At 37.9% G+C, this 19,269-nt stretch carries 19 protein-coding genes; 6 read left to right on the forward strand and 13 right to left on the reverse strand.

The window, feature by feature from the left end; genetic code table 11:
- Positions 1-389 precede the first annotated feature (389 nt).
- Entirely contained in the window at positions 390-1,763 is a 1,374-nt protein-coding gene (locus AXA65_RS18945) for an alpha-amylase family glycosyl hydrolase (protein WP_218281615.1), read from the forward strand.
- A 31-nt stretch (positions 1,764-1,794) separates the two neighbouring features.
- Here AXA65_RS18945 and AXA65_RS18950 read toward each other — a convergent pair whose 3' ends face one another.
- The 6 genes from AXA65_RS18950 to AXA65_RS18975 all read right to left on the reverse strand — a co-directional run bounded on the left by AXA65_RS18950 (position 1,795) and on the right by AXA65_RS18975 (position 8,438).
- Positions 1,795-2,607: a M48 family metallopeptidase gene (locus AXA65_RS18950; protein WP_063971612.1), complete on the reverse strand. Its 813-nt coding sequence runs from the start codon at positions 2,605-2,607 to the stop codon at positions 1,795-1,797.
- A 63-nt stretch (positions 2,608-2,670) separates the two neighbouring features.
- A complete protein-coding gene (gene rodA / locus AXA65_RS18955; protein ID WP_063971613.1) occupies positions 2,671-3,936 on the reverse strand; it encodes a rod shape-determining protein RodA in 1,266 nt (421 codons plus the stop codon).
- Positions 3,933-5,960 (reverse strand): peptidoglycan D,D-transpeptidase FtsI family protein, encoded by a 2,028-nt coding sequence (locus tag AXA65_RS18960; RefSeq protein WP_063971614.1) that lies wholly within the window; start codon positions 5,958-5,960, stop codon positions 3,933-3,935. The genes rodA and AXA65_RS18960 overlap by 4 nt, the downstream gene beginning before the upstream one ends.
- A gap of 77 nt (positions 5,961-6,037) precedes the next feature.
- Positions 6,038-6,544, reverse strand: a complete 507-nt coding sequence (locus tag AXA65_RS18965) for a hypothetical protein (RefSeq protein ID WP_063971615.1) — start codon at positions 6,542-6,544, stop codon at positions 6,038-6,040.
- Entirely contained in the window at positions 6,534-7,388 is an 855-nt protein-coding gene (gene mreC, locus AXA65_RS18970; protein ID WP_063971616.1) for a rod shape-determining protein MreC, read from the reverse strand. Before mreC ends, AXA65_RS18965 begins: the two co-directional genes overlap by 11 nt.
- Positions 7,389-7,412: 24 nt before the next feature.
- A complete protein-coding gene (locus AXA65_RS18975; protein WP_063971617.1) occupies positions 7,413-8,438 on the reverse strand; it encodes a rod shape-determining protein in 1,026 nt (341 codons plus the stop codon).
- Positions 8,439-8,722: 284 nt separating this feature from the next.
- Between AXA65_RS18975 and hemA the strand changes: the two genes are divergently transcribed.
- The 4 genes from hemA to hemE all read left to right on the forward strand — a co-directional run bounded on the left by hemA (position 8,723) and on the right by hemE (position 12,845).
- Entirely contained in the window at positions 8,723-9,976 is a 1,254-nt protein-coding gene (gene hemA, locus AXA65_RS18980; protein ID WP_063971618.1) for a glutamyl-tRNA reductase, read from the forward strand.
- Between the two features lie 4 nt (positions 9,977-9,980).
- The gene (gene hemC, locus AXA65_RS18985; RefSeq protein WP_063971619.1) at positions 9,981-10,889 is read left to right on the forward strand and encodes a hydroxymethylbilane synthase; all 909 of its coding nucleotides are present in this window, start codon (positions 9,981-9,983) and stop codon (positions 10,887-10,889) included.
- Between the two features lie 108 nt (positions 10,890-10,997).
- Positions 10,998-11,699, forward strand: a complete 702-nt coding sequence (locus AXA65_RS18990) for a uroporphyrinogen-III synthase (protein WP_063971620.1) — start codon at positions 10,998-11,000, stop codon at positions 11,697-11,699.
- A 120-nt stretch (positions 11,700-11,819) separates the two neighbouring features.
- The gene (gene hemE, locus AXA65_RS18995) at positions 11,820-12,845 is read left to right on the forward strand and encodes a uroporphyrinogen decarboxylase (RefSeq protein ID WP_063971686.1); all 1,026 of its coding nucleotides are present in this window, start codon (positions 11,820-11,822) and stop codon (positions 12,843-12,845) included.
- 32 nt (positions 12,846-12,877) lie between these two features.
- On the opposite strand, the gene AXA65_RS19000 is transcribed toward hemE, so the two are convergent.
- From AXA65_RS19000 to AXA65_RS19010, 3 genes are all read right to left on the reverse strand, one after another.
- Complete coding sequence (locus tag AXA65_RS19000) at positions 12,878-13,171, reverse strand: hypothetical protein (protein ID WP_063971621.1); 294 nt, start codon at positions 13,169-13,171, stop codon at positions 12,878-12,880.
- Positions 13,172-13,309: 138 nt separating this feature from the next.
- Positions 13,310-13,702 carry a hypothetical protein gene (locus tag AXA65_RS19005; protein ID WP_063971622.1) on the reverse strand — a complete coding sequence of 131 codons (393 nt, stop codon included), beginning with the start codon at positions 13,700-13,702 and terminating at the stop codon, positions 13,310-13,312.
- 100 nt (positions 13,703-13,802) lie between these two features.
- Positions 13,803-14,291 carry a YkgJ family cysteine cluster protein gene (locus AXA65_RS19010; protein WP_063971623.1) on the reverse strand — a complete coding sequence of 163 codons (489 nt, stop codon included), beginning with the start codon at positions 14,289-14,291 and terminating at the stop codon, positions 13,803-13,805.
- Positions 14,292-14,558: 267 nt separating this feature from the next.
- On the opposite strand from AXA65_RS19010, the gene AXA65_RS19015 reads away from it, so the two are divergent.
- A complete protein-coding gene (locus AXA65_RS19015; RefSeq protein ID WP_063971624.1) occupies positions 14,559-14,936 on the forward strand; it encodes a group III truncated hemoglobin in 378 nt (125 codons plus the stop codon).
- 10 nt (positions 14,937-14,946) lie between these two features.
- Here the strand turns inward: AXA65_RS19015 and AXA65_RS19020 are convergent, their stop codons facing one another.
- From AXA65_RS19020 to AXA65_RS19035, 4 genes are read right to left on the reverse strand one after another with little or no spacing between them, the layout of a single operon-like run.
- Complete coding sequence (locus AXA65_RS19020) at positions 14,947-15,297, reverse strand: DUF6122 family protein (protein ID WP_317040366.1); 351 nt, start codon at positions 15,295-15,297, stop codon at positions 14,947-14,949.
- Between the two features lie 11 nt (positions 15,298-15,308).
- On the reverse strand, positions 15,309-16,529 hold the full coding sequence (locus AXA65_RS19025) for a hypothetical protein (RefSeq protein WP_063971625.1): 1,221 nt from the start codon (positions 16,527-16,529) through the stop codon (positions 15,309-15,311).
- Positions 16,530-18,572, reverse strand: a complete 2,043-nt coding sequence (locus AXA65_RS19030; protein ID WP_063971626.1) for a hypothetical protein — start codon at positions 18,570-18,572, stop codon at positions 16,530-16,532. It lies immediately after the preceding gene.
- Between the two features lie 21 nt (positions 18,573-18,593).
- Complete coding sequence (locus tag AXA65_RS19035; protein ID WP_063971627.1) at positions 18,594-19,259, reverse strand: hypothetical protein; 666 nt, start codon at positions 19,257-19,259, stop codon at positions 18,594-18,596.
- Between the last annotated feature and the right edge of the window lie 10 nt (positions 19,260-19,269).

Below are 19,269 nucleotides of genomic sequence, written 5' to 3' on the forward strand. Positions count from 1 at the left end.
GTTGTCTATTTGTGGTTGGCAGTTGCCTGTTTGTGGCTGGCAGTTGCTTGGTTGCGGTTGGCAGTTGCCCATTCGTAGTTGGCAGTTGTCTATTTGTGGTTGGCGGTTGCCTGTTTGTGGTTGAAATCAGGTTTGTTGTAAATGGTGTGTGTTATTATTTAATTTTTTACAGGCCGCTCCTACGGAGCTTTGCTCGTGTAATGATTAATTTCTATTAACAGGTCGCCACTCCGTGGCTTTATTTTAAATCTTAAAAGTCGTATTACATCATTTGCGGTAACTTTTAAACTAATAGCTGCATTATTTTTGAAAATATTTTGGAGAAATTTGAATATTAATAAATCCAGTTTGAAAAACTCTTTTTAATTTTAGAGAAATATATAGACCTTATGAATTCATTAAAATACTTATTATTACTTCTGATGATCCCGTTCCTAGGATTCTCTCAGACCAAAGACCCACGCTATCAGCCAAAACCTTATGTAGAACTCAAACATCCGGAATGGAGCAAGAACGCGACGATCTATGAGGTCAACATCCGACAGTATACAAAAGAAGGCACTTTCAAAGCTTTTGAAAAACATTTGCCAAGACTCAAAAAAATGGGTGTCGATATTCTTTGGCTCATGCCAATCCATCCCATTGGTGAAGAACACAGAAAGGGAAAATTGGGAAGTTATTATTCCGTAAAAGATTTCAAAGGCGTGAATCCGGACTTTGGAACTTTGAAGGATTTTAAAACATTGGTTGACAAAATCCACTCGATGGGAATGTACGTCATCATCGATTGGGTAGGGAATCATTCTGCTTGGGACAATCCTTTGACCAAGGAACATCCGGACTGGTACACCAAATCCAGAGAAGGCAACTTCCAACCAACACCTTGGTATGATTGGGACGATGTCATCGATTTTGACTACAACAATCCAGACTTCCGAGAATACATGACCGGCGCATTGAAATATTGGGTAAAAGAAGCCAACATTGATGGTTACAGATGTGACGTTGCAGGTTTTATTCCCGTAGATTTCTGGGACAATGCGAGGGAAGAAATGGATGCGATAAAACCCGTATTTATGCTTGCCGAATGGGAATCGCGTGACCTATACAAAAAATCCTTTGACGCGACCTACTCTTGGTCGCTTTGGGACAAACTGAAATTGGCGACAACAGGTGGAAAAGGCGCAGAAGCCCTCTACGAATACATGGCGCACGACGTCGGAAGTTTCCCATTAGACTCTTACAGAATGTTGTTCACAGACAATCACGACAAAAATTCCTGGGAAGGCAATCAGTTTTCTAATTTTGGTAAAGGATTGGAAACGGCGATGGTACTTTGTGGAACAGCCAACGGAATGCCTCTGGTGTACAGCGGTCAGGAAGCTGGATTGGACAGAAGTCTTGAGTTCTTCGAGAAAGATGAGATCGTTTGGAAAAATCACAAATTCTATGGAATTTATCAGAAGTTATTCGATTTGAAACATAAAAACCAAGCTTTGTGGAATGGAAAATCTGGAGGTGAAATGATAAGAGTTACAAACAATCAGATGAGTGATGTTCTCTCCATCTATCGTGAAAAGAACAATGATGCTGTCCTATCCATTTATAATTTCTCCGATAAAAGTCTTCCAACGAATGTCGATACAAAATATTATTATGGCCAATATCGGGAATTGTTCACTGGAAAGATCTTTAATATTAATTCTGAAAAGACGACAATTAATTTGAAACCCTGGGAATATCTGGTTTTGGTAAAGAACTAAAAAAAAGCAGCCGATTGGCTGCTTTAATTTTTTATTTTGTAAGTTTTGTAGTTGGTAGAGAAACTGTTCCCGGATCTTTCCAAAGTCCGTCTTTCTCTGCTCTCTTTTTGATAGCCTCTGCTCTTTTATTGCTATCCGGATGCGAGTTGAACATCTTTTGGAATCCAGATTGAGCCGATCCACCTTCTGATAACAAAGCTAATTTTTTGAAGGCTCTGTATGCACCCACAACATCATATCCGTTTGCTTTCATAAAATCGTACGAATATGTGTCGGCCTGAGATTCTTGTTTTTTGCTGTGTGTAGCGTCTAACATCGCATTTGCCATTTCACCAATTTGGCTATTACTTAGTGCAGCGACAGTATTTGAAGAAGCCGATGCCGCGTCCAATGCAGCTGCTTTCAAGTAAGCAGATTTGATCGCATCTTTGGTATCCTCATTTTTAACGTGACCGATCTCATGACCGATTACGGCCAGCAGCTCATCATCTGTCATAATATCCATTAAAGAAGAAAAGACACGCACGCTGCCGTCTGCGCAAGCAAAAGCATTGATGTCTTTCACTTTGTAAACTTTGTAATTAAGATTTAATCCGTCTTGAGATTTGTGTTTTGCAAAAAGCTTGTTCAATCTTACAGTGTAAGGATCTTTTGGGCCAGCCACCTGATTGTTGTTGTCCATCCAATCTACAGATTCTTTGGCTAGTTTTGCAGCATCAGCATTGGTAAAAGTCATTGCTTTCAAACCTTTTCCAGCAATGTCCGTTGCCTTTCCTAAACTGATCTTTTGAGCTTGCATTGTAAGACTTCCCAATACAAACGCACATAAAATAATTTTTTTCATAAGTTTTATTTATTTGTTTAGAATTCCGCAACAATTAACATACCATTGGGGAATTAAAACAAATTAAACCAAACTATTTTTGTCAGCGTAATTGAGTTTAAAGAAAATAAAGGTCATTATCGAAAATGCCAAGAGAGAACTTCCTCCATAACTGAAGAACGGCAACGGAATCCCAACCGTCGGGAAAAGTCCCATGACCATACCAAGATTGATCGCAAAGTGGATCAATAAGATCGAGGCGAAACTGTAACCAAAAACCCGATTGAAAGTGGATTTCTGATTTTCTGCGAGATAATAGATCCTCCCAATGAAAACGGAATAACAAATAATCAAAAGCGTACTTCCCAGAAAGCCCCACTCTTCGCCAACCGTACAGAAGATATAATCGGTTTCCTGCTCAGGAACGAATCTACCTTGCGTTACGGAACCTTGCTTGTAGCCTTTTCCCATAAATCCTCCAGAGCCAATGGCTGTTTTGGAATAGAGTAGATTATAACCAATATTGTCTCTGAATTCTTTTTTACTCTCTCCTTTATATAGAACATCTATTCTTTGTCTTTGGTGTGTGGGTAATTTCTCTAATATCTTGGGAGAGGCATAAGCTATGCTGCAAACTACAACCAAAGCTCCAACAATTGATAATATAGAGATGATATTCCAAGGGATCCTTCGAAAATTAAGGAATATTAGACCTGTGGCAATCAATAAAATAAAAATGACAAAAAACAACAAATTCCGGTTTGAGTTTTCTAAATCTATATTGTGAATTCCTAATGAAGTCAGAAAAATTATAGCAAAGAAAAAAATGATACCGAATAACCATCCTGATAGCCCTTCTCTGTAAAGTGCTAATGTGAATGCAAAAAACACCAAAAGTGATCCAACATCCGGAATCATTAAAACGACAATTCCTGGTATTGCAACAATGCCTATAGAAGTATACAGTGACCTTTTCTTTTTGATGTCAAAATCCTGGTTTGAAGCGTAGTTGGCGAGCATCAGCGTCGTTCCAATTTTGGCAAATTCAACCGGCTGCATCGTGAATCCTCCGAACTTATACCAGTTTTTCTGACCTAGGATCTCAGTTCCGAAAGGAAACAAACCAATCAAAAGCAAGACACCTCCAACATAAATAATTGGGGACATGTTCTCGAAGAATTTGGTTCTCATAAAGAAAATCATCATCCCAACAAACAAAGAAATCCCGAAGAAAATCAGTTGCTTTTGTCCCAAATCGGCTTTCACGCTATAAATATTGAAGATAGCGAAAATGCAAAGCATCAAATAAAGCGCAATTCCTAATTTATCAATCCCTTCTGTCCACTTCATTTCGCACCGGTTTTTAAAGGTTTAACTTGTGAACTTTCTTTCTTTAATTTTTTATTTTCGATGGCCTGGAGACTATCTTTGATCCTTTTCAGTTTCACGGAATCTTTCGGTGGTTCTTTGTACCAGCCTTTACGTTTCATCTCGGAGATGTATTGTCTTCTGTACTCCGGCATAAAGCTGGACGTGATCATTTTCTTATACAGATTTTCTCTCTTCAGTTCTCCAGTGATATATTTTTCAGCAATTACGGTACAAGCTGGACCAGCCCACGTTGCTCCAAATCCTGCATGCTCCATCACTGCAACTACAACAATTTTGGGTTTATCTGCAGGCGCGATCAATACAAAGATCGAATTATCTTTTCCTTGCGGAACCTGCGCTGTACCTGTTTTCGCCAGTTGCGTAAAATCTTTTGATTTCAGACTTCTTCCCGTTCCCTTTATCATTACCGCTTCCATCCCTTGAAGGACAACATTATAGTATTGAGGATTCTGGATCATGGTCATATGTTTCTTCTTGAATCTTGGATCTGGATTTGGTTTTCCGTCAACAGATTTAACGATATGCGGCGTGTAGTACCAGCCTTTGTTGGCAATTGCACCTACGAAGTTTGCCATTTGAAGCGGTGTTAAAAGAACATCACCTTGTCCCATGCCGTTGTATATCGCTCCGGTCGGCATCTCGTCCCAATTTTTGAAATCTGTCCTTTTGGAGCCACTTGCCTTATAGATGGACTTCATTCGTTTTTCGTAAAATTCGCCAGAAGGGATCCTGCCTTTTGCACCAACGGCTAGATCATTATTAAGGAATTCTCCCACCCCAAAACTGTTGATGATTTTTTTCCATTCATCCACGCCTTTAGAAGGATTTCCAGGATACTTTTTGATGATGGCCAAATAAGCATAGGTAAAATAACAGTTACTGGAAACCTGGATTGACGGAATCAGCGGATCTGCACCCCCGTGACCTTTGATACTTTTTCCTCGGTAAAAAAATCCTCTTCCACACGGAAAGATCGTTTGGTCTGTCATCACGCCCATTTCCATTGCGGCCAAAGCTGTGAGCAATTTGAAAGTAGATCCGGGAGGATAAGCAGCCTGAACAGACCTATCGAAAGTCGGTTTGTTTTCGAAGATCGTATCGTTGGCTAATTTGTAAAGGTTTCTAGATTTATTGGGACCGGTGAAAAGATTTGGGTCGATATCCGGACCAGTTGCCATTGTCAGGATCTCTCCGTTGTTTGGATCGAGAGCGACAACTGCGCCGTGTTTGTTCACGAGCATCTCTTCGGCCATTCTTTGAAGGTCATAATCGATGGTCAAGGTAAGATCCTTTCCTGTAACCACTTCTTTGTCCAGTTCTCCATTTTTGTAAGAACCGATGCTTCTCTGGCGAATGTCTTTCTGGATATATTTCATTCCCTTTTCACCTCGAAGTTCTTTTTCGTAAGATTTCTCCACACCACTTTTACCTACAAAATCTCCTGGTAAATAGTAAGTTGAATCTTTTTTGATATCCGCATCATTGACCTGGTTGGTATATCCCAAAAGGTTTCCCGAAGTGTTGACCTCATATTGTCTTTGCGGACGTGGAACGATGCTGAAAGCTGGATATTTGAAGATCAATTCCTGAATTCTTGCCATTTCCTCACGACTTAGATTTTTCATAAAAGTCATTGGCGTCAACTTGGAATAATACTTTTCCTTCTCTATATTTTTCATCGTTTGGATGAACTCAGGCTCTGTAATTCCCAATAATTTACAAAATCCAATCGTATCGAAATCCGGTTTCAGAAGTGCTGCAGTGTAAGAAATCTCAAAAGAAGGCTGATTTCCAACCAATATCTTTCCGTTCCGGTCAAAGATGACACCTCTCGGCGGGATGACATATTCTATTTTGATAGAAGTATTCGCAGCGTTCAAGGCATATCGGTCTGTGAATAATTGCAGATAGGAAAGCCTTGCAATGAACATCAATGCAATGATAGAAAGGGCGAGTGTGATCTTGAGATATTGTGACTTCATATGTGCTTTAATATTTTTTCAGAGGACATATGCAACCTCAATGTGATAATGTTTTTATCATATACGTTCTTCCGGTTTCAGACTTTTTGCTTGATCTTAAATGCTAATGCATAGGCTAATATAAATACAAACGAGATTATACTGGTAACTATTACATTAAATAAAATTTCAAAAAATCTATCGAACTTAAAGAACTCGATGTACTGCACCAAAAGCTGATGAATGAAGATGCTGGTCACAATAAAGAAGATGAACTGTGTCCATTGGATACTTTGGAAAGAGAAAAAATCTGTTGTCGTATCTGTAGAAGTCCTGAATATAATTGTTCTGAAATAAGCTACAACTGTTGTAGCAAATGCATTGATCCCCCAAGTTCCAAGAAATGCATCCACGCATAACCCTAAAATAAAACTCAATGCTAAAAAATGAAATCTATTTCTAAAGAAAGGATAAAACATTACAAAAACCGGATAAAGTACCGGAATATATTGCCCGAATAGAGCGATCCTGTTCAGAATAAAGATCTGAAAAGCCGTCAATATTGCGATCAAAGCCAGATCTGACACAACGTTTCTACTGATCATCTTTTTTAATTTGAACTTTTAATGAATCATCTATTTTCTGAACTTCGGATTTTTTCAGATTTCGTACCACATAAACTTTACTTAGTTTTCCGATCTTTTCGCTGAGTTCTACAGAGATATCCCAGAAACCGGTTTTGCTATCCACTTCATAACCTGCAATTGTTCCAACCAAAACGCCAGCTGGGAAAATGGATGATTTGCCATCGGTCACAACAGTGTCACCAACTTTCAGAGGAACGTATTTTGGAATATCAGCTAGTGTCATCGTTCTAGTGTCATCGCCTTTCCACGACAATGTGCCGAAGTAGCCAGATTTTTTGAGCGACGCGCTGATTTTTATTTTATTGACACTCAATATCGATTTAACTAATGAATAATTATCAGTAGTATTGATCACAATCCCAGCAATTCCTTTGGGAGCGATAACACCCATATTGGAACTCACGCCCTGAAGACGTCCACGGTTGATCGTGTAATAATTATCGCGTCTGTTGATGCTGTTGAAAACAACTTCTCCATCTACAAAAGTATAGATCTGTCCACCGCCGATCGTGTCGTAAACTTTTCGGAAATTTGGTTTGGCAACTTTATCTTTTCCATAAAGTTCCAACATCAAGGCTTTGTTTTGAGTGACAAGGTCTTCATTGATCTGTTTTAATTTCAGATAAGAAGTTCCTTCATCTATATATCCAGACACCCACGAATTGAAAGCCGCAGCTCTAGCCGCAATGAAACTTTGCTGCATAGAATTCTTGCTGAAAATAAGTACAATTGCAACCAATTGCAGAAAGACAAAGAACACAAACAAAGCATTCTTAGAAAAAAATCTCAGCAAAGCACCCATCTAAAAACTTGAGAAAAATCTTAATTACTTGATAAGGAAATTGAATTTGTCCATATTCTTAAGAGCAATTCCGGTTCCTCTTACCACTGCTCTCAAAGGATCTTCTGCCACGAAAACAGGAAGTCCCGTTTTTCTGTGAAGTCTGTCTGCCAAACCTCTCAAAAGAGCACCACCACCAGCAAGATAGATACCCGTTTTGTAGATATCAGCAGCTAATTCCGGAGGCGTAAGAGATAAAGTCTCCATCACCGCGTCTTCGATTCTGATGATCGATTTATCAAGCGCTTTAGCAATTTCTTTATAGTTGACCATGATCTCTTTTGGTTTCCCAGTGATCAGATCACGACCTTGTACAGGAATATCATCAATTGGAACATCTAATTCCTCCACAGCAGAACCAACTTCGATTTTAATTCTCTCAGCAGTTCTTTCCCCGATGTATAAGTTATGATGCGTTCTCAGGTAATAAGCAATATCATTTGTGAAAACATCACCTGCAATTTTGACAGACTTGTCACAAACGATTCCTCCCAATGCAACCACAGCAATTTCCGTAGTTCCACCACCTATATCGATGATCATATTACCTTCCGGCTTCTGAACATCGATCCCAACTCCTATTGCAGCTGCCATTGGCTCATATATCAAACGAACTTCTTTGGCATTCACTTTTTGAGCTGAATCTCTTACCGCTCTTTTCTCAACTTCGGTAATTCCTGAAGGGATACAGATCACGATCCTAAGTGCAGGTTGGAAAAGTTTTCCTTTGATCCCTGGAATTTGTTTGATGAATTCCTTGATCATATGTTCTGAAGCGTGGAAATCCGCGATCACACCGTCTTTCAACGGGCGAATGGTTTTGATATCCTCGTGGGTCTTCCCCTGCATATGTTTTGCTTGTTCACCTACGGCAATCGGTTTGCCGGACGAGCGCTCTATCGCAACGATAGACGGCTGATCTACAACTATTTTGTTGTTGTGTATGATAAGTGTGTTCGCAGTTCCCAAGTCGATCGCAATCTCTTGCGTAAACATATCCATTATACCCATTTCGTTCAGTAATTATTAAGTTTACAAAGATATAAATTTAGAGTCATTCTCTATCTCGAATTAAAAATAATTTGGTTAAATTTTCCTTAAAATTTCAATAATTTATCCCTTAAAAAAAATCTAATTATCAATTAAATATCAAAAATTATTACTCTCACACCAAAACTTTAAAATTTTTACAATTCTTACACGATTCCAAGTTTTGCCTATAGATTTTATCAATTTTTCAAAATGAAATTCGGAAAGAGTCTTTGTATTAAAAATTGTAAATTTGCAGACTGAAAATGAGCACTAAAAATAAATTTCATCAAACCTCAGACCTGGCCGTTCTTAGCATCAGTTATGAAAAAGCCGATGCAGAAACCCGTGGGAGATTTGCATTTTTCGATGATCATATCAAAGCGTTTGTCAACCAGATCCACGAGCAGGATTATGGTGACGCATTCGTGGTTTCCACTTGCAACAGGACAGAGATCTACTCTACGACGAAGAATTATCTTCACATTGCAGAACTATATTGCAACACAGTTGGCGTTTCGCTTTCCGAGTTTCTGAAATACGTGAATGTGCTACAAAGAGAAGATGCTTTGTTTCACCTTTTCCGTGTAGCGGCCGGTCTAGAAAGTCAGATCATTGGTGATTTCGAGATCGTCTCTCAGATCAAGAACGCATATCACCGATTCAAAAAATACAAAGATTTTTCTAATCCATATTTGGAACGCGCCATCAATTCTTCGATTCAAATTTCGAAGAAGATCAAGAACGAAACGGGGATCAGCACAGGTTCAGCTTCGGTTTCTTACGCTGCGGTTCATTATATTTTGAACAATACAAAACACATTCACGAGAAGAATATCTTGCTTTTGGGTGTTGGCGAAATTGGCCAAAACACGATTGAAAATCTGGTAAAGCACATCTATCAGCCAAAAATAAAAATAGCCAACCGCTCTTTTGAAAAAGCTGAAAAGATTGCTGACAAATACAACATTCCTCAAATCGATTTTGAAACGTTCCCCGAAGAATTGAAGCAAACCGATGTTCTAATTGTTGCAACCGGCGCTCAAAAATATATTATCGACGACACCAATTTTCCTAAAAACAAGGAAATGCTTGTCATCGACCTTTCGATGCCGAACAATGTCCAGAAGGAAATAGGGAAATTGGAAAACGTGACTTTGATAGACGTGGACCAACTTTCGCAGACCATCCAAGAAACGATGGAACAGCGCAAGAAGGAAATCCCGAAAGCGGAAGGCATCATCAAGGAAATGGCTAAGGAATTTGCCGATTGGGAAAAGAAAAGAAAACTAGCACCTCAAATCAATCATTTCAAAAATTCTTTGAAGAAAATCGAGGAAAACGAAATGCATAATATCCATAAGAAATTCCATTACGCCAAAATCGAAGATATGGAACTGTCCAACAATCTGGTTCAGAAAATCACGAATCGATTTGCGAAATACATTATGGAAAATCCTTCGCGTGCCGACGAAATCACAAAATTGATGGAGGAAATCCTCGACATCCACAAACAGTAAAACAATGAAAACCATAAGAATAGGAACCAGAAATAGTCCACTTGCCCTTTGGCAGGCTCACGAAGTTGAAGCCAAACTTCAGAATCTTGGATTACAAACTGAAATCGTTCCAATCATCAGTTCTGGCGACAAAAACCTGAATCAACCGCTTTACGCATTGGGAATCACGGGAATTTTCACGAAAGATCTGGACATTGCTTTGCTTAATGATGAGATTGACATTGCCGTTCATTCCTTGAAAGATGTTCCGACGCTTTTGCCTGAAAATGTTCAGATTTCGGCAGTTTTGGAAAGAGATTTTCCGGAAGATGTTTTGGTAAGAAATAAAGATGCGGAAGCTTTGGATTTGAATGTTTTGAAAATTGCAACCAGCAGTTTGAGAAGACGCGCTTTTTGGTTGAAGGAATTTCCGGAAACTGAATTTACGGACATCCGTGGAAATGTTCAAACACGTTTGAAAAAACTGGACGGAGACGTTGCTGATGCGACTCTTTTCTCTTTAGCTGGAATCAAAAGGATGAATCTGGATGTGGAATATGAGCAAATCCCGTTTTTATTGCAAGCGCCTTCGCAAGGTGTTGTTGCAATTGCCAGCAAAATTGACAATCCAGAATTGAGCGATATTTTAAAATCGATTTCTCATAAGGAAACTGAGATTTGCATTACTATAGAAAGAGAATTCCTGAAAACTTTGGAAGGCGGTTGTACGGCGCCGATTGGTGCAAAAGCTGAATTGATTGGAAATCAAATCCGATTCGTTGGCAGACTTTGTTCGCTTGATGGAAAAGATTGCATCGAAACGGATGAGATCTTTGACTGGAACCAATCTGAGAATTTTGGAGCGAAATTAGCTTTGAAGGTTTTGGAAAACGGCGGAAAGGAATTGATGGACGTAATTAGAAAAAGCCTTTAAAATACTTAACCACAATGGACACAAAGGATTTCACAAAGCGCACTAGTTAAAAAAATCGTTGTGTTCTTCGTGAAAAAACTTAGTGAACCTTGTGGTAAAATCCTCACAATGAAAATCCTTTTTACAAAATCACTGGACCAAGAAAAAGTTGCTGAGAAATTGGGAACGGAAACGTCAGTTGATTTTGTGGAGGTCATCAAAACGGAATTCATTAAAACGAAAACTTTCGATTTGAAGAATTATTCCTTGATTTTTACCAGTGTGAATGGCGTGAAAGCTTTTTTTGAAAATGGTTTCGACGCGAATGAGAATTTTGCTGAGAAAAATTATAATAAGATCTACGCCGTTGGTTCGCAGACTAAAAAGGAATTGAGGAAACATAATTTTGGGACTTTCAAACTTTGTAAGAATGCGAGCGAATTGTCTCAGTTTATTACAGAAAATTCTGTGAATGAAAAGTTTCTGCATTTTTGTGGTGATTTGGCGTTGGATGTTTTGGATGAGAAATTGCCTTTGCAGAATATTTCTTACAAGAAAATCCCTGTTTATAAGACCGAGCTACTATTTCCGAAAATCAATGAGAAATATCAGGCTGTGGTTTTCTTCAGTCCGAGCGGAGTTCGTAGTTTTGCGAAGTTCAATGGTTTGGGGGATTTGAAGATTTTTTCGATTGGAAAAACGACGACTTCAGAATTGAAGAAACTCACTGAAAATAAAATAATTACAAGTCATAAAAATACGTTAGCCGATTTGTTGAATTTGATTTCTAAGGAAAGTTCAACTGCCGGAAAAGCTGATTTGGAAGACTAAAGTTGAAACTTTGCGAAGCGCGCCCCGACTTGAGTGGAAATCCTTTTTTGTGGCTGGAAAAGCCAAGGCAAAAAGATTGGGAACGGAAGGCGGAAAATGGCGCCCAAAAAATTTAAGAAAATGATAAAGAACGACCTATACTTGAAGGCCTTGCGAGGCGAAACCGTGGAAAGACCGCCCGTGTGGATGATGAGACAAGCCGGAAGATACTTGCCGGAATTCATTGCGTTGCGCGACAAATACGACTTTTTCACAAGATGCCAGACGCCGGAATTGGCTTCGGAAATTACGGTTCAGCCGATCAGAAGATTTCCTTTGGACGCGGCGATTTTGTTCTCGGACATTTTGGTGGTTCCGCAAGCGATGGGCATCGATTTCAAAATGAAGGAATCTGTTGGACCTTGGTTGGACGAACCTATCAGAACTGTTCAACAAGTTGATGATGTAATTGTTCCAGACGTGAATGAGACTTTGGGTTACGTTTTCGATGCGATAGAAATGACTTTGGAAAAGTTGGACAATGAGATTCCGTTGATTGGATTTGCGGGTTCGCCTTGGACGATTTTCTGCTATTGCATCGAGGGAAGAGGTTCTAAGGATTTCAATATTGCGAAATCTTTTTGTTTCCTTCAAACGGAAGCGGCGCATAAATTATTACAGAAAATTACGGACACGACGATTGCTTATTTGAAACGAAAAGTGGAGAAAGGTGTTTCTGCCGTTCAGGTTTTTGACAGTTGGGGCGGAATGCTTTCGCCAGCGGATTATCAGGAGTTTTCCTGGCAATACATCAATCAAATCGTGGAAGCTCTAGCACCGTTGACGCACGTTGTGGTTTTCGGGAAAGGCTGTTGGTTTGCGTTGGAAGATATGACGAAATCTAAAGCATCAGCTTTGGGCGTTGACTGGACAATTACGCCGGAATTGGCAAGACAATTCACGAATAATTCGGTAACGCTGCAAGGAAATTTTGACCCATCAAGATTGCACTCGACGCCGGCGACGATTCGGAAAATGGTTCACGAGATGATTGACCGTTTTGGAAAAGATAAATACATTGTGAATCTCGGACACGGGATTCTCCCCAATATTCCGGTTGAAAATGCAGAAGCTTTTATTAAGGCTGTTGTAGATTGGAAAGCATAAAACGAAAACCAGAGCGATTTGCTCTGGTTTTTTTATTCTAATTGTCCTGGAACCGGCTGTGGTTGTGCTGGTTTTACAGTCTCGTTATTCAATCCGTCTTTTTGAGGAATTGTTTGTCGTTGCAATTTTTCGTCTGCTTCTTTTTGTCGTTGCTCGATATTCGCAGTGTCCACCATTTTGGGTATATTGTTTTGCTGAACAGAAGACTTTGCTTTCATTTCTGTTCTTGTAGAAGTCGATTTGGTTTCTTTTTTCTTTGTGGTTTGCGCCATCATCAACATTGTTCCAAAAACGAGAAATGTTGCGGTTGTTATTATCTTTTTCATAATGATTTATTTTTAATGATAATTAACAAAGCCAAATATCAAACCAACTTTTTATTATATCTATTTAAATCAATCATTCTAAATTAAAATCATAAAAAACCAGAACAATCGGCTCTGGTTTTTTTCTTGTAAATTATCTTATCTATTTGGTTTCGTACCTTCTACAGGACTCACAGGCATTACTTGTGGTGAGGTGGTAGAATTGTTAGGCATTGTGCTATTTGGGTTTTGCAACGTTCCATTATTTGGTAATGTTGTGTTTGGATTCTGCAAAGTTCCGTTATTTGGAAAAGCTTGATTTTGCTGGATCCTATTTGGATTGGTTTGCATCTTGGACCTGTTATTGACCGCTGCTGTATCTATAGTCCTGTTCATTCCATTTGGCTGAACCTGAGTTTCCATTTTCATTTCCGTACTATTAGCTGGTTTCTCAGCTGATCTCACCGTATTGTCTTTTTTCTTTGTCGTTTGAGCCGTCATAAATATCGTCCCAAAGACTAGAAATGCTGTTGTTGTGATTAACTTTTTCATAATACTTTATTTTTATTGATTTGATTATCAATGACAAACATCAAACCAAGTTATGTTAAAGTTATGAATTGCTAAGATTTTTATGATAACTTTATTAGTCTCATTTCTCCAAAACCTTCCTTAATTTCTCTACAAAAACATAAGTTGCAGGACAAATCAAAGTATTTTGAATTGTGAGATTATTGATCTGATAGATCTTCTTACGGTCTGTGTGCGGATATTCGCGACAGGCTTTTGGACGAACGTCGTAGATCGAACAAGTGTTGTCCTCATTCAGGAAAAAACAAGGCAGATCTTGAAGCACTTTGTCCTGATCTTCATCTACTCTTAGAAATTTGGCTTCGAAGTCGGCGGGTTTCATTCGCAGATGTTTGGAAATGCGCTCGATGTCTTTTTCCGTATAAAGTGGACCTGTGGTTTTACAACAATTAGCACAACTGAGGCAATCGATCTCTTGGAAGGTTTCCTCGTGGGTTTCCAAAGTCAAATAATCCAGATTTTTCGGCGGTTTCTTTTTGAGTCCGTCCAAAAATTTCCGATGTTCTTTCTGTTTTTGTTGGGCTTGCTTTTTAAAGAATTCTAGATCCATTTTGCAAAATTAGTAGTTTTATTATGAAAATACTAAATAATATAGACCACCCCAAATCACCGAAAAAAACAGAGCGAATAGGAAAGATGACTTCAAATCCTGCCTATCCTTTTTCACAAAATGTTTGTAGAGGATGACAATAATAAAAGTTATGATTACTAAAGTTGGTAAAACAGTGAAAGTGAACATTATTAATTTTCAGCAAAGATAAAAAAAACTGATAATAATCTTATTTTCAACTTGATACAAAATCCATAACTTTGTATTATGAAAGATATTACAAGCAGAGCAGACGTAGAGACGCTGGTCAATAAGTTCTATGATAAAGTCATAAAAGACGATGTCATTGGATTTTTTTTCACAGATGTTGCAAAGATAGAGCTTAACAAACATCTGCCGAAAATGTATAATTTCTGGGAAAGTATTCTTTTGGGAAATCCTGTTTACGAAGGTAATCCTATGCGTGTTCATTTCCCGATCAATGAAGTTGTTGCGTTGGAAGAAAGGCATTTCAACCGTTGGCTGCAGATCTGGGAAGAAACTGTCCATGAAAACTTCGAAGGTCAAAATACCGAAACTGCGATTGCGCGCGCTTTGAACATCGCCAGAATTATGCACCACAAAATGATGAATGCTAGAAGTTAAACTTCTTTCTTTACAGATTCATCATGTGCAATTGGCAGTCGATCCAGTCTGTCAGCATATGGAACAGTAGTCCGACACCAATGACCCTAGGAACACCTTTGAAAAACAGGAGCAATACATAAATTCCCATTGCCCAATAAGTGTGCAACAAATGAAAATTGATGCTGCAACGGTCGGGACAAAAAATAGGCGTGCTCAGCAAATGATCTGCGTCTAACAACATTGTCCCAAGCAAAATAAAGTAGGCTTTTTTCCAATCACTTCTAAAAAGAACGTAAGCGATCGCTATCGGAAAAACCAAGTGTAAAAAGTAATGTACAACTGTTCTTAAAGACACTATCTCAAAAAAATCCATCTGCATTTTGGTCTAATTTACCATCTTAAAATAAGTGGTAATTTATCTTTTTTAAAGTTAATTTTCAAGTAATAATAATCACCTTTGTTTCCATAAAAACCATAATCAATATTCGAGATGGTTTTCTTTTCTGAAGGCGAAAGCAATTTGATTGACTTAATTAATAACGGATTATTTTTAATAAAAACATAATTACCAGAAAAACTCTTTCCAAATTCTATGTCCTTTCTTGTTGACCTAATTGAAATGTCAATGCCGTTTTTCTTAATGATATTCGGCTGAAATGGAATTGGTGTAAATTGATTTTGAGCATTGATCCAACTCTTTTGCTGAAAATACAGCCATAGATTTTCCGATTCCCAGCTTTGAAGCTTGATGGAATAATTGGGTTGCAAAAGCTTCTGATAACTCACTTTCTCCACTTCATTGAAATTGTCATCGTAGCTGTAGCTTATGATCTTGTCATTCACCATTTCGAGCTCTGAAACAGCTGAAAGCGAATTGATTTTGATGGAATCACTCAGTTTTTTATTGAATAATTCGGAAGCAAATTTTATGTTGGTGGAATCTAAATTCAATTTTAAAAATGAAGTTTGCTTGTCCAAATCTGAAATCATCGCCGAAAAATTATCGTCGACAGTTTTTGTTTTGATTTCGATATTATCATCATTCAAATAAACCGCAAACTTATGAATCTTGGACTTTGCGAGATAAGAAACGCTGGCAATTGAGTTATTAATAAGTTCGTCAGCGTATAAATTTTTGAATTTTGACTTTAAAATCTCAGTCGCTACACTATCAAAATTTAAATTTGAAAATCCGACAACACACTTCGAAGCTTCGATTTTCACGGAAAACTGGTCTTTTTTGTAAAAATTATTATTAATTAATTTAAAACCTTTATTATTCAAAAATTTGATTAATTCCTCTTTATCCGAAATATCAAAAACGCTGTACCACTGAGAAAAACTCGTGCCTTTCAAATGGAAAATCTGGATATAATCCGGAACTGCTACTCCACTCTTTTTAGATGAACCCTTTGCAGTTCCAAACCATTTGGACGGATTTTTTATTAACGTTAAAATATATTGCTCCGACAATTTTTTAGAATCGACCAGAAGCAAAACGTCTGTATTTCTGGGAACTGCCTTCAAATCTTTATCCTTCAGAGACCACACGAAATAGCTGACCACCGCCAACACAAAAATGAATGCTACAAAGGCAATTACTCTTTTCATTTACAAAGCGGTTGACGTTTCCTTTTCAGAAATTTTGATCAGATCATTACAAAAATCAAAGAAATACATCAAACTGTTTTCAGAAGAATTGGGCGTCGTGTAATTGAATTCTGTTTCTAAGCTTTCGCCTTTTACATCGGTCTTAAAATAAACATCGCCCACATTTTTCTTAAACAAGTTCAAAGCCTTTTTTTCCGAGATCGTTTTGAATTCTTTTTCCAGACCCAACATCAATCGTTGCATATTGATACTTCCAGAAGCTGGATGCTTCGCTGCATCTTTTGCCCATTTCTCAGAAGTTGCAGATTGTTTTTTCACCATCAGATTATCCAGAGAAGAACTCAGATAAACGACGCCGTCTTTTACTGTGAAAAATATTTGATCGATATAATTGCTGTTTTTCGGGTCTTTCTTCAGATAATAGATATCGCCATTTTTCCCGAACTGTTCCGATAATTCTTTATTAGTAGCCAAAACATCAAAAACGCGTTTCCAGTAATTGTCATTCTGAGTTGCAAATGCAAAGGTAAAATCAGGAACTACCACGTCTTTGGTTTTCCTTAGTTCTTTGCTGTTGTAGTTCTCATCGTATTCATAATCTGTGTAATCCACTTTTTTGGTATTCAGTGCATTCAGAACAAAAATCCCGTTTCCAGGAGCGATCTTGGAAATGGCTTCTTCATCCAATACGATTTTCACAGTTTCCATCATCAATGCCAATTCTTTCTGATATTTACCATTTCCGTTATTATTCTCGAATAGGTTGTACATCAGATCAAAATACTTGTATCCATCCAGATTCACAGCATAATAACCAATGCTTTTGTCAGAGATCAGGGACATCAGTTTCTTGTTCTTTTTACCTTGATAGACGGCGGCAAAATGTTTTTGGGTTTCCTTATTCCTGTGTTGATAGTTATTCACAAGTCTTACTTTGTCCTTGTCAAAATACAGATTGTAAGATGAATTGGAATTGTAAAGATTGTCCAATACATCACCGAAACTGTACAACTTCATCAAGTCTTTGTAAACGCCGTTTTTGAAGATCTCGCCATAATTTGAATATACGAACACATCAGAATTCGGGTCTTGGAACTTGACCATTTCTTTTGGAACTTCAACTTCCATATTAGAACTAAAGTAGCTGTCAAAATCCTTCTCTGCAAAGGCTTTTACCATTTTAAAATCCACCAGTTTGATAGAGTCCATTTCCTTTTGATAAGCTAGATCCTCCGCTTCCTCATCATACTCCTCCGTTGGTTTCGCAGAGGCTACTTCGTCCATTTCACTTGTTGTATCAGATTTTTTTTCTTCAGGATATTTGTGATGCTTTTCCAGATATTTGATATCTTTTTGCATCCGTGCAATCTCGTCCTGATGACTTTTGATGTCTTCTTTTGTGTATTTTATTTCGTCCTTCAGATATTTGATCTCATCTTTATAATTGAAAGGTTTTTCAGGTTCGTAATAAGTGGAATCCGTTTCTGCATAAGCACTATCTATCATCGGCGGTTCTTCAACACCTACAACAACCGTACTGTCAGCCGCATAATCGTAATCAAATTTTGGAAATTTCTTGGTATAGCTAATTCCAGTTATTACAGCACGTTTTCCGTCCCAGGCCACAAAAGTATCATCATTCAAATTGGTAAAAGAATATTTGTCTTTCTTCGTTATTTCCAATTCTTTCTTCGCTGAAACCTTGATGAATTCTAAAAATTTCGTCGAATCTTCCAAAATCAAATGTGCCGTATAACTCTTGATAGAATCATTGAAACTTACGTAATGATATTGTTTCGCATCTTTCTGAATTCCCGTATCGGAGAAATCTTTCCAAGTTGGTTTATCCAAATTATTTTTGTTAAGACTTTGCAGAATTGGGTTTAGTTTTTCCCAATTGGTTTTTGCATTCAATTGCTTACCATTGACTTCCATATAGAAAACGGCGCTCGCCGGAACCTGAATTTTGGTCTGAGAAAAGGCAAAACCGCAACAAAATATCAAGAAAAATACAAGTTGTTTTTTTAGTAAAATTGATTTCATAGTTTTAATATCTTTCTTGGATTAGTGTAATAAGATGGTATTTTGAATTTGTTTTTTCTGAAGGATGAGATCCAATATATTCCCATTTAGTTTGATCGCTTTTTTGTTTGGCGAAACTGTGTAAGAATTGTTGGTTTGAGACCTTATCACGTTTTCGAATTGTAAAATTGAAGTGTAAGTTGCATCACTGAAAACTTCTTTGTCCGCCTTGCTCAGCTTGTCGTAATCGTTTTTATAACTTCCGATTTTGTTTCTGATGAAGGTTTTCTCGGCGACATTTTGTTTGTACAATTGCGTTGGAATCGTTTTTCCGATGATGTTCTTTGCTTTCAATTGTTCCAAACCTGAATTGATATTTTCAATTTTCTTAAAATTACAACTCAGTTTAATGATGAAATTATCGAAGTCCAAACTCGTTTTCACATTGCTGATTCCCGAAACGCTTTTGAAAAAGCTGGAAGCTTGATTCACTTTATTTTCAATCTCGGATTTTTTGGGAACTTTTTTGCCGTTGATGGTTTCCATTTTTGAGATGGATTGCAGGCGGGTTTTGCTTTTGCTGGCATTCAGAATCACAGCATATTCTCCGCTTCCATCGGCTTTCAGACTTATTTTATCGATAATATCGAAACAGCTCGTCAAGGTGAGAATTGTGCAAAACAGAAAAATATATTTGATAACCTTCACAGAAAATAAG

The organism is Chryseobacterium sp. FP211-J200 (assembly GCF_001643375.1).
In the GTDB taxonomy this organism is placed as follows: Bacteria; Bacteroidota; Bacteroidia; order Flavobacteriales; family Weeksellaceae; genus Epilithonimonas; species Epilithonimonas ginsengisoli.

Coding starts and splice junctions, on each gene's coding strand:
- mreC (WP_063971616.1), bottom strand. CDS start 7,388: ATGGGTGCTTTGCTGAGATTTTTTTCTAAGAATGCTTTGTTTGTGTTC.
- AXA65_RS19000 (WP_063971621.1), bottom strand. CDS start 13,171: ATGAAAAAGATAATAACAACCGCAACATTTCTCGTTTTTGGAACAATG.
- AXA65_RS18990 (WP_063971620.1), top strand. CDS start 10,998: ATGAAAATCCTTTTTACAAAATCACTGGACCAAGAAAAAGTTGCTGAG.
- hemC (WP_063971619.1), top strand. CDS start 9,981: ATGAAAACCATAAGAATAGGAACCAGAAATAGTCCACTTGCCCTTTGG.
- AXA65_RS18965 (WP_063971615.1), bottom strand. CDS start 6,544: ATGATCAGTAGAAACGTTGTGTCAGATCTGGCTTTGATCGCAATATTG.
- AXA65_RS18950 (WP_063971612.1), bottom strand. CDS start 2,607: ATGAAAAAAATTATTTTATGTGCGTTTGTATTGGGAAGTCTTACAATG.
- AXA65_RS19020 (WP_317040366.1), bottom strand. CDS start 15,297: ATGCAGATGGATTTTTTTGAGATAGTGTCTTTAAGAACAGTTGTACAT.
- AXA65_RS19010 (WP_063971623.1), bottom strand. CDS start 14,291: ATGGATCTAGAATTCTTTAAAAAGCAAGCCCAACAAAAACAGAAAGAA.
- AXA65_RS18960 (WP_063971614.1), bottom strand. CDS start 5,960: ATGAAGTCACAATATCTCAAGATCACACTCGCCCTTTCTATCATTGCA.
- AXA65_RS18945 (WP_218281615.1), top strand. CDS start 390: ATGAATTCATTAAAATACTTATTATTACTTCTGATGATCCCGTTCCTA.
- rodA (WP_063971613.1), bottom strand. CDS start 3,936: ATGAAGTGGACAGAAGGGATTGATAAATTAGGAATTGCGCTTTATTTG.
- AXA65_RS19030 (WP_063971626.1), bottom strand. CDS start 18,572: ATGAAATCAATTTTACTAAAAAAACAACTTGTATTTTTCTTGATATTT.
- hemE (WP_063971686.1), top strand. CDS start 11,820: ATGATAAAGAACGACCTATACTTGAAGGCCTTGCGAGGCGAAACCGTG.
- AXA65_RS19015 (WP_063971624.1), top strand. CDS start 14,559: ATGAAAGATATTACAAGCAGAGCAGACGTAGAGACGCTGGTCAATAAG.
- hemA (WP_063971618.1), top strand. CDS start 8,723: ATGAGCACTAAAAATAAATTTCATCAAACCTCAGACCTGGCCGTTCTT.
- AXA65_RS19025 (WP_063971625.1), bottom strand. CDS start 16,529: ATGAAAAGAGTAATTGCCTTTGTAGCATTCATTTTTGTGTTGGCGGTG.
- AXA65_RS19005 (WP_063971622.1), bottom strand. CDS start 13,702: ATGAAAAAGTTAATCACAACAACAGCATTTCTAGTCTTTGGGACGATA.
- AXA65_RS18975 (WP_063971617.1), bottom strand. CDS start 8,438: ATGGGTATAATGGATATGTTTACGCAAGAGATTGCGATCGACTTGGGA.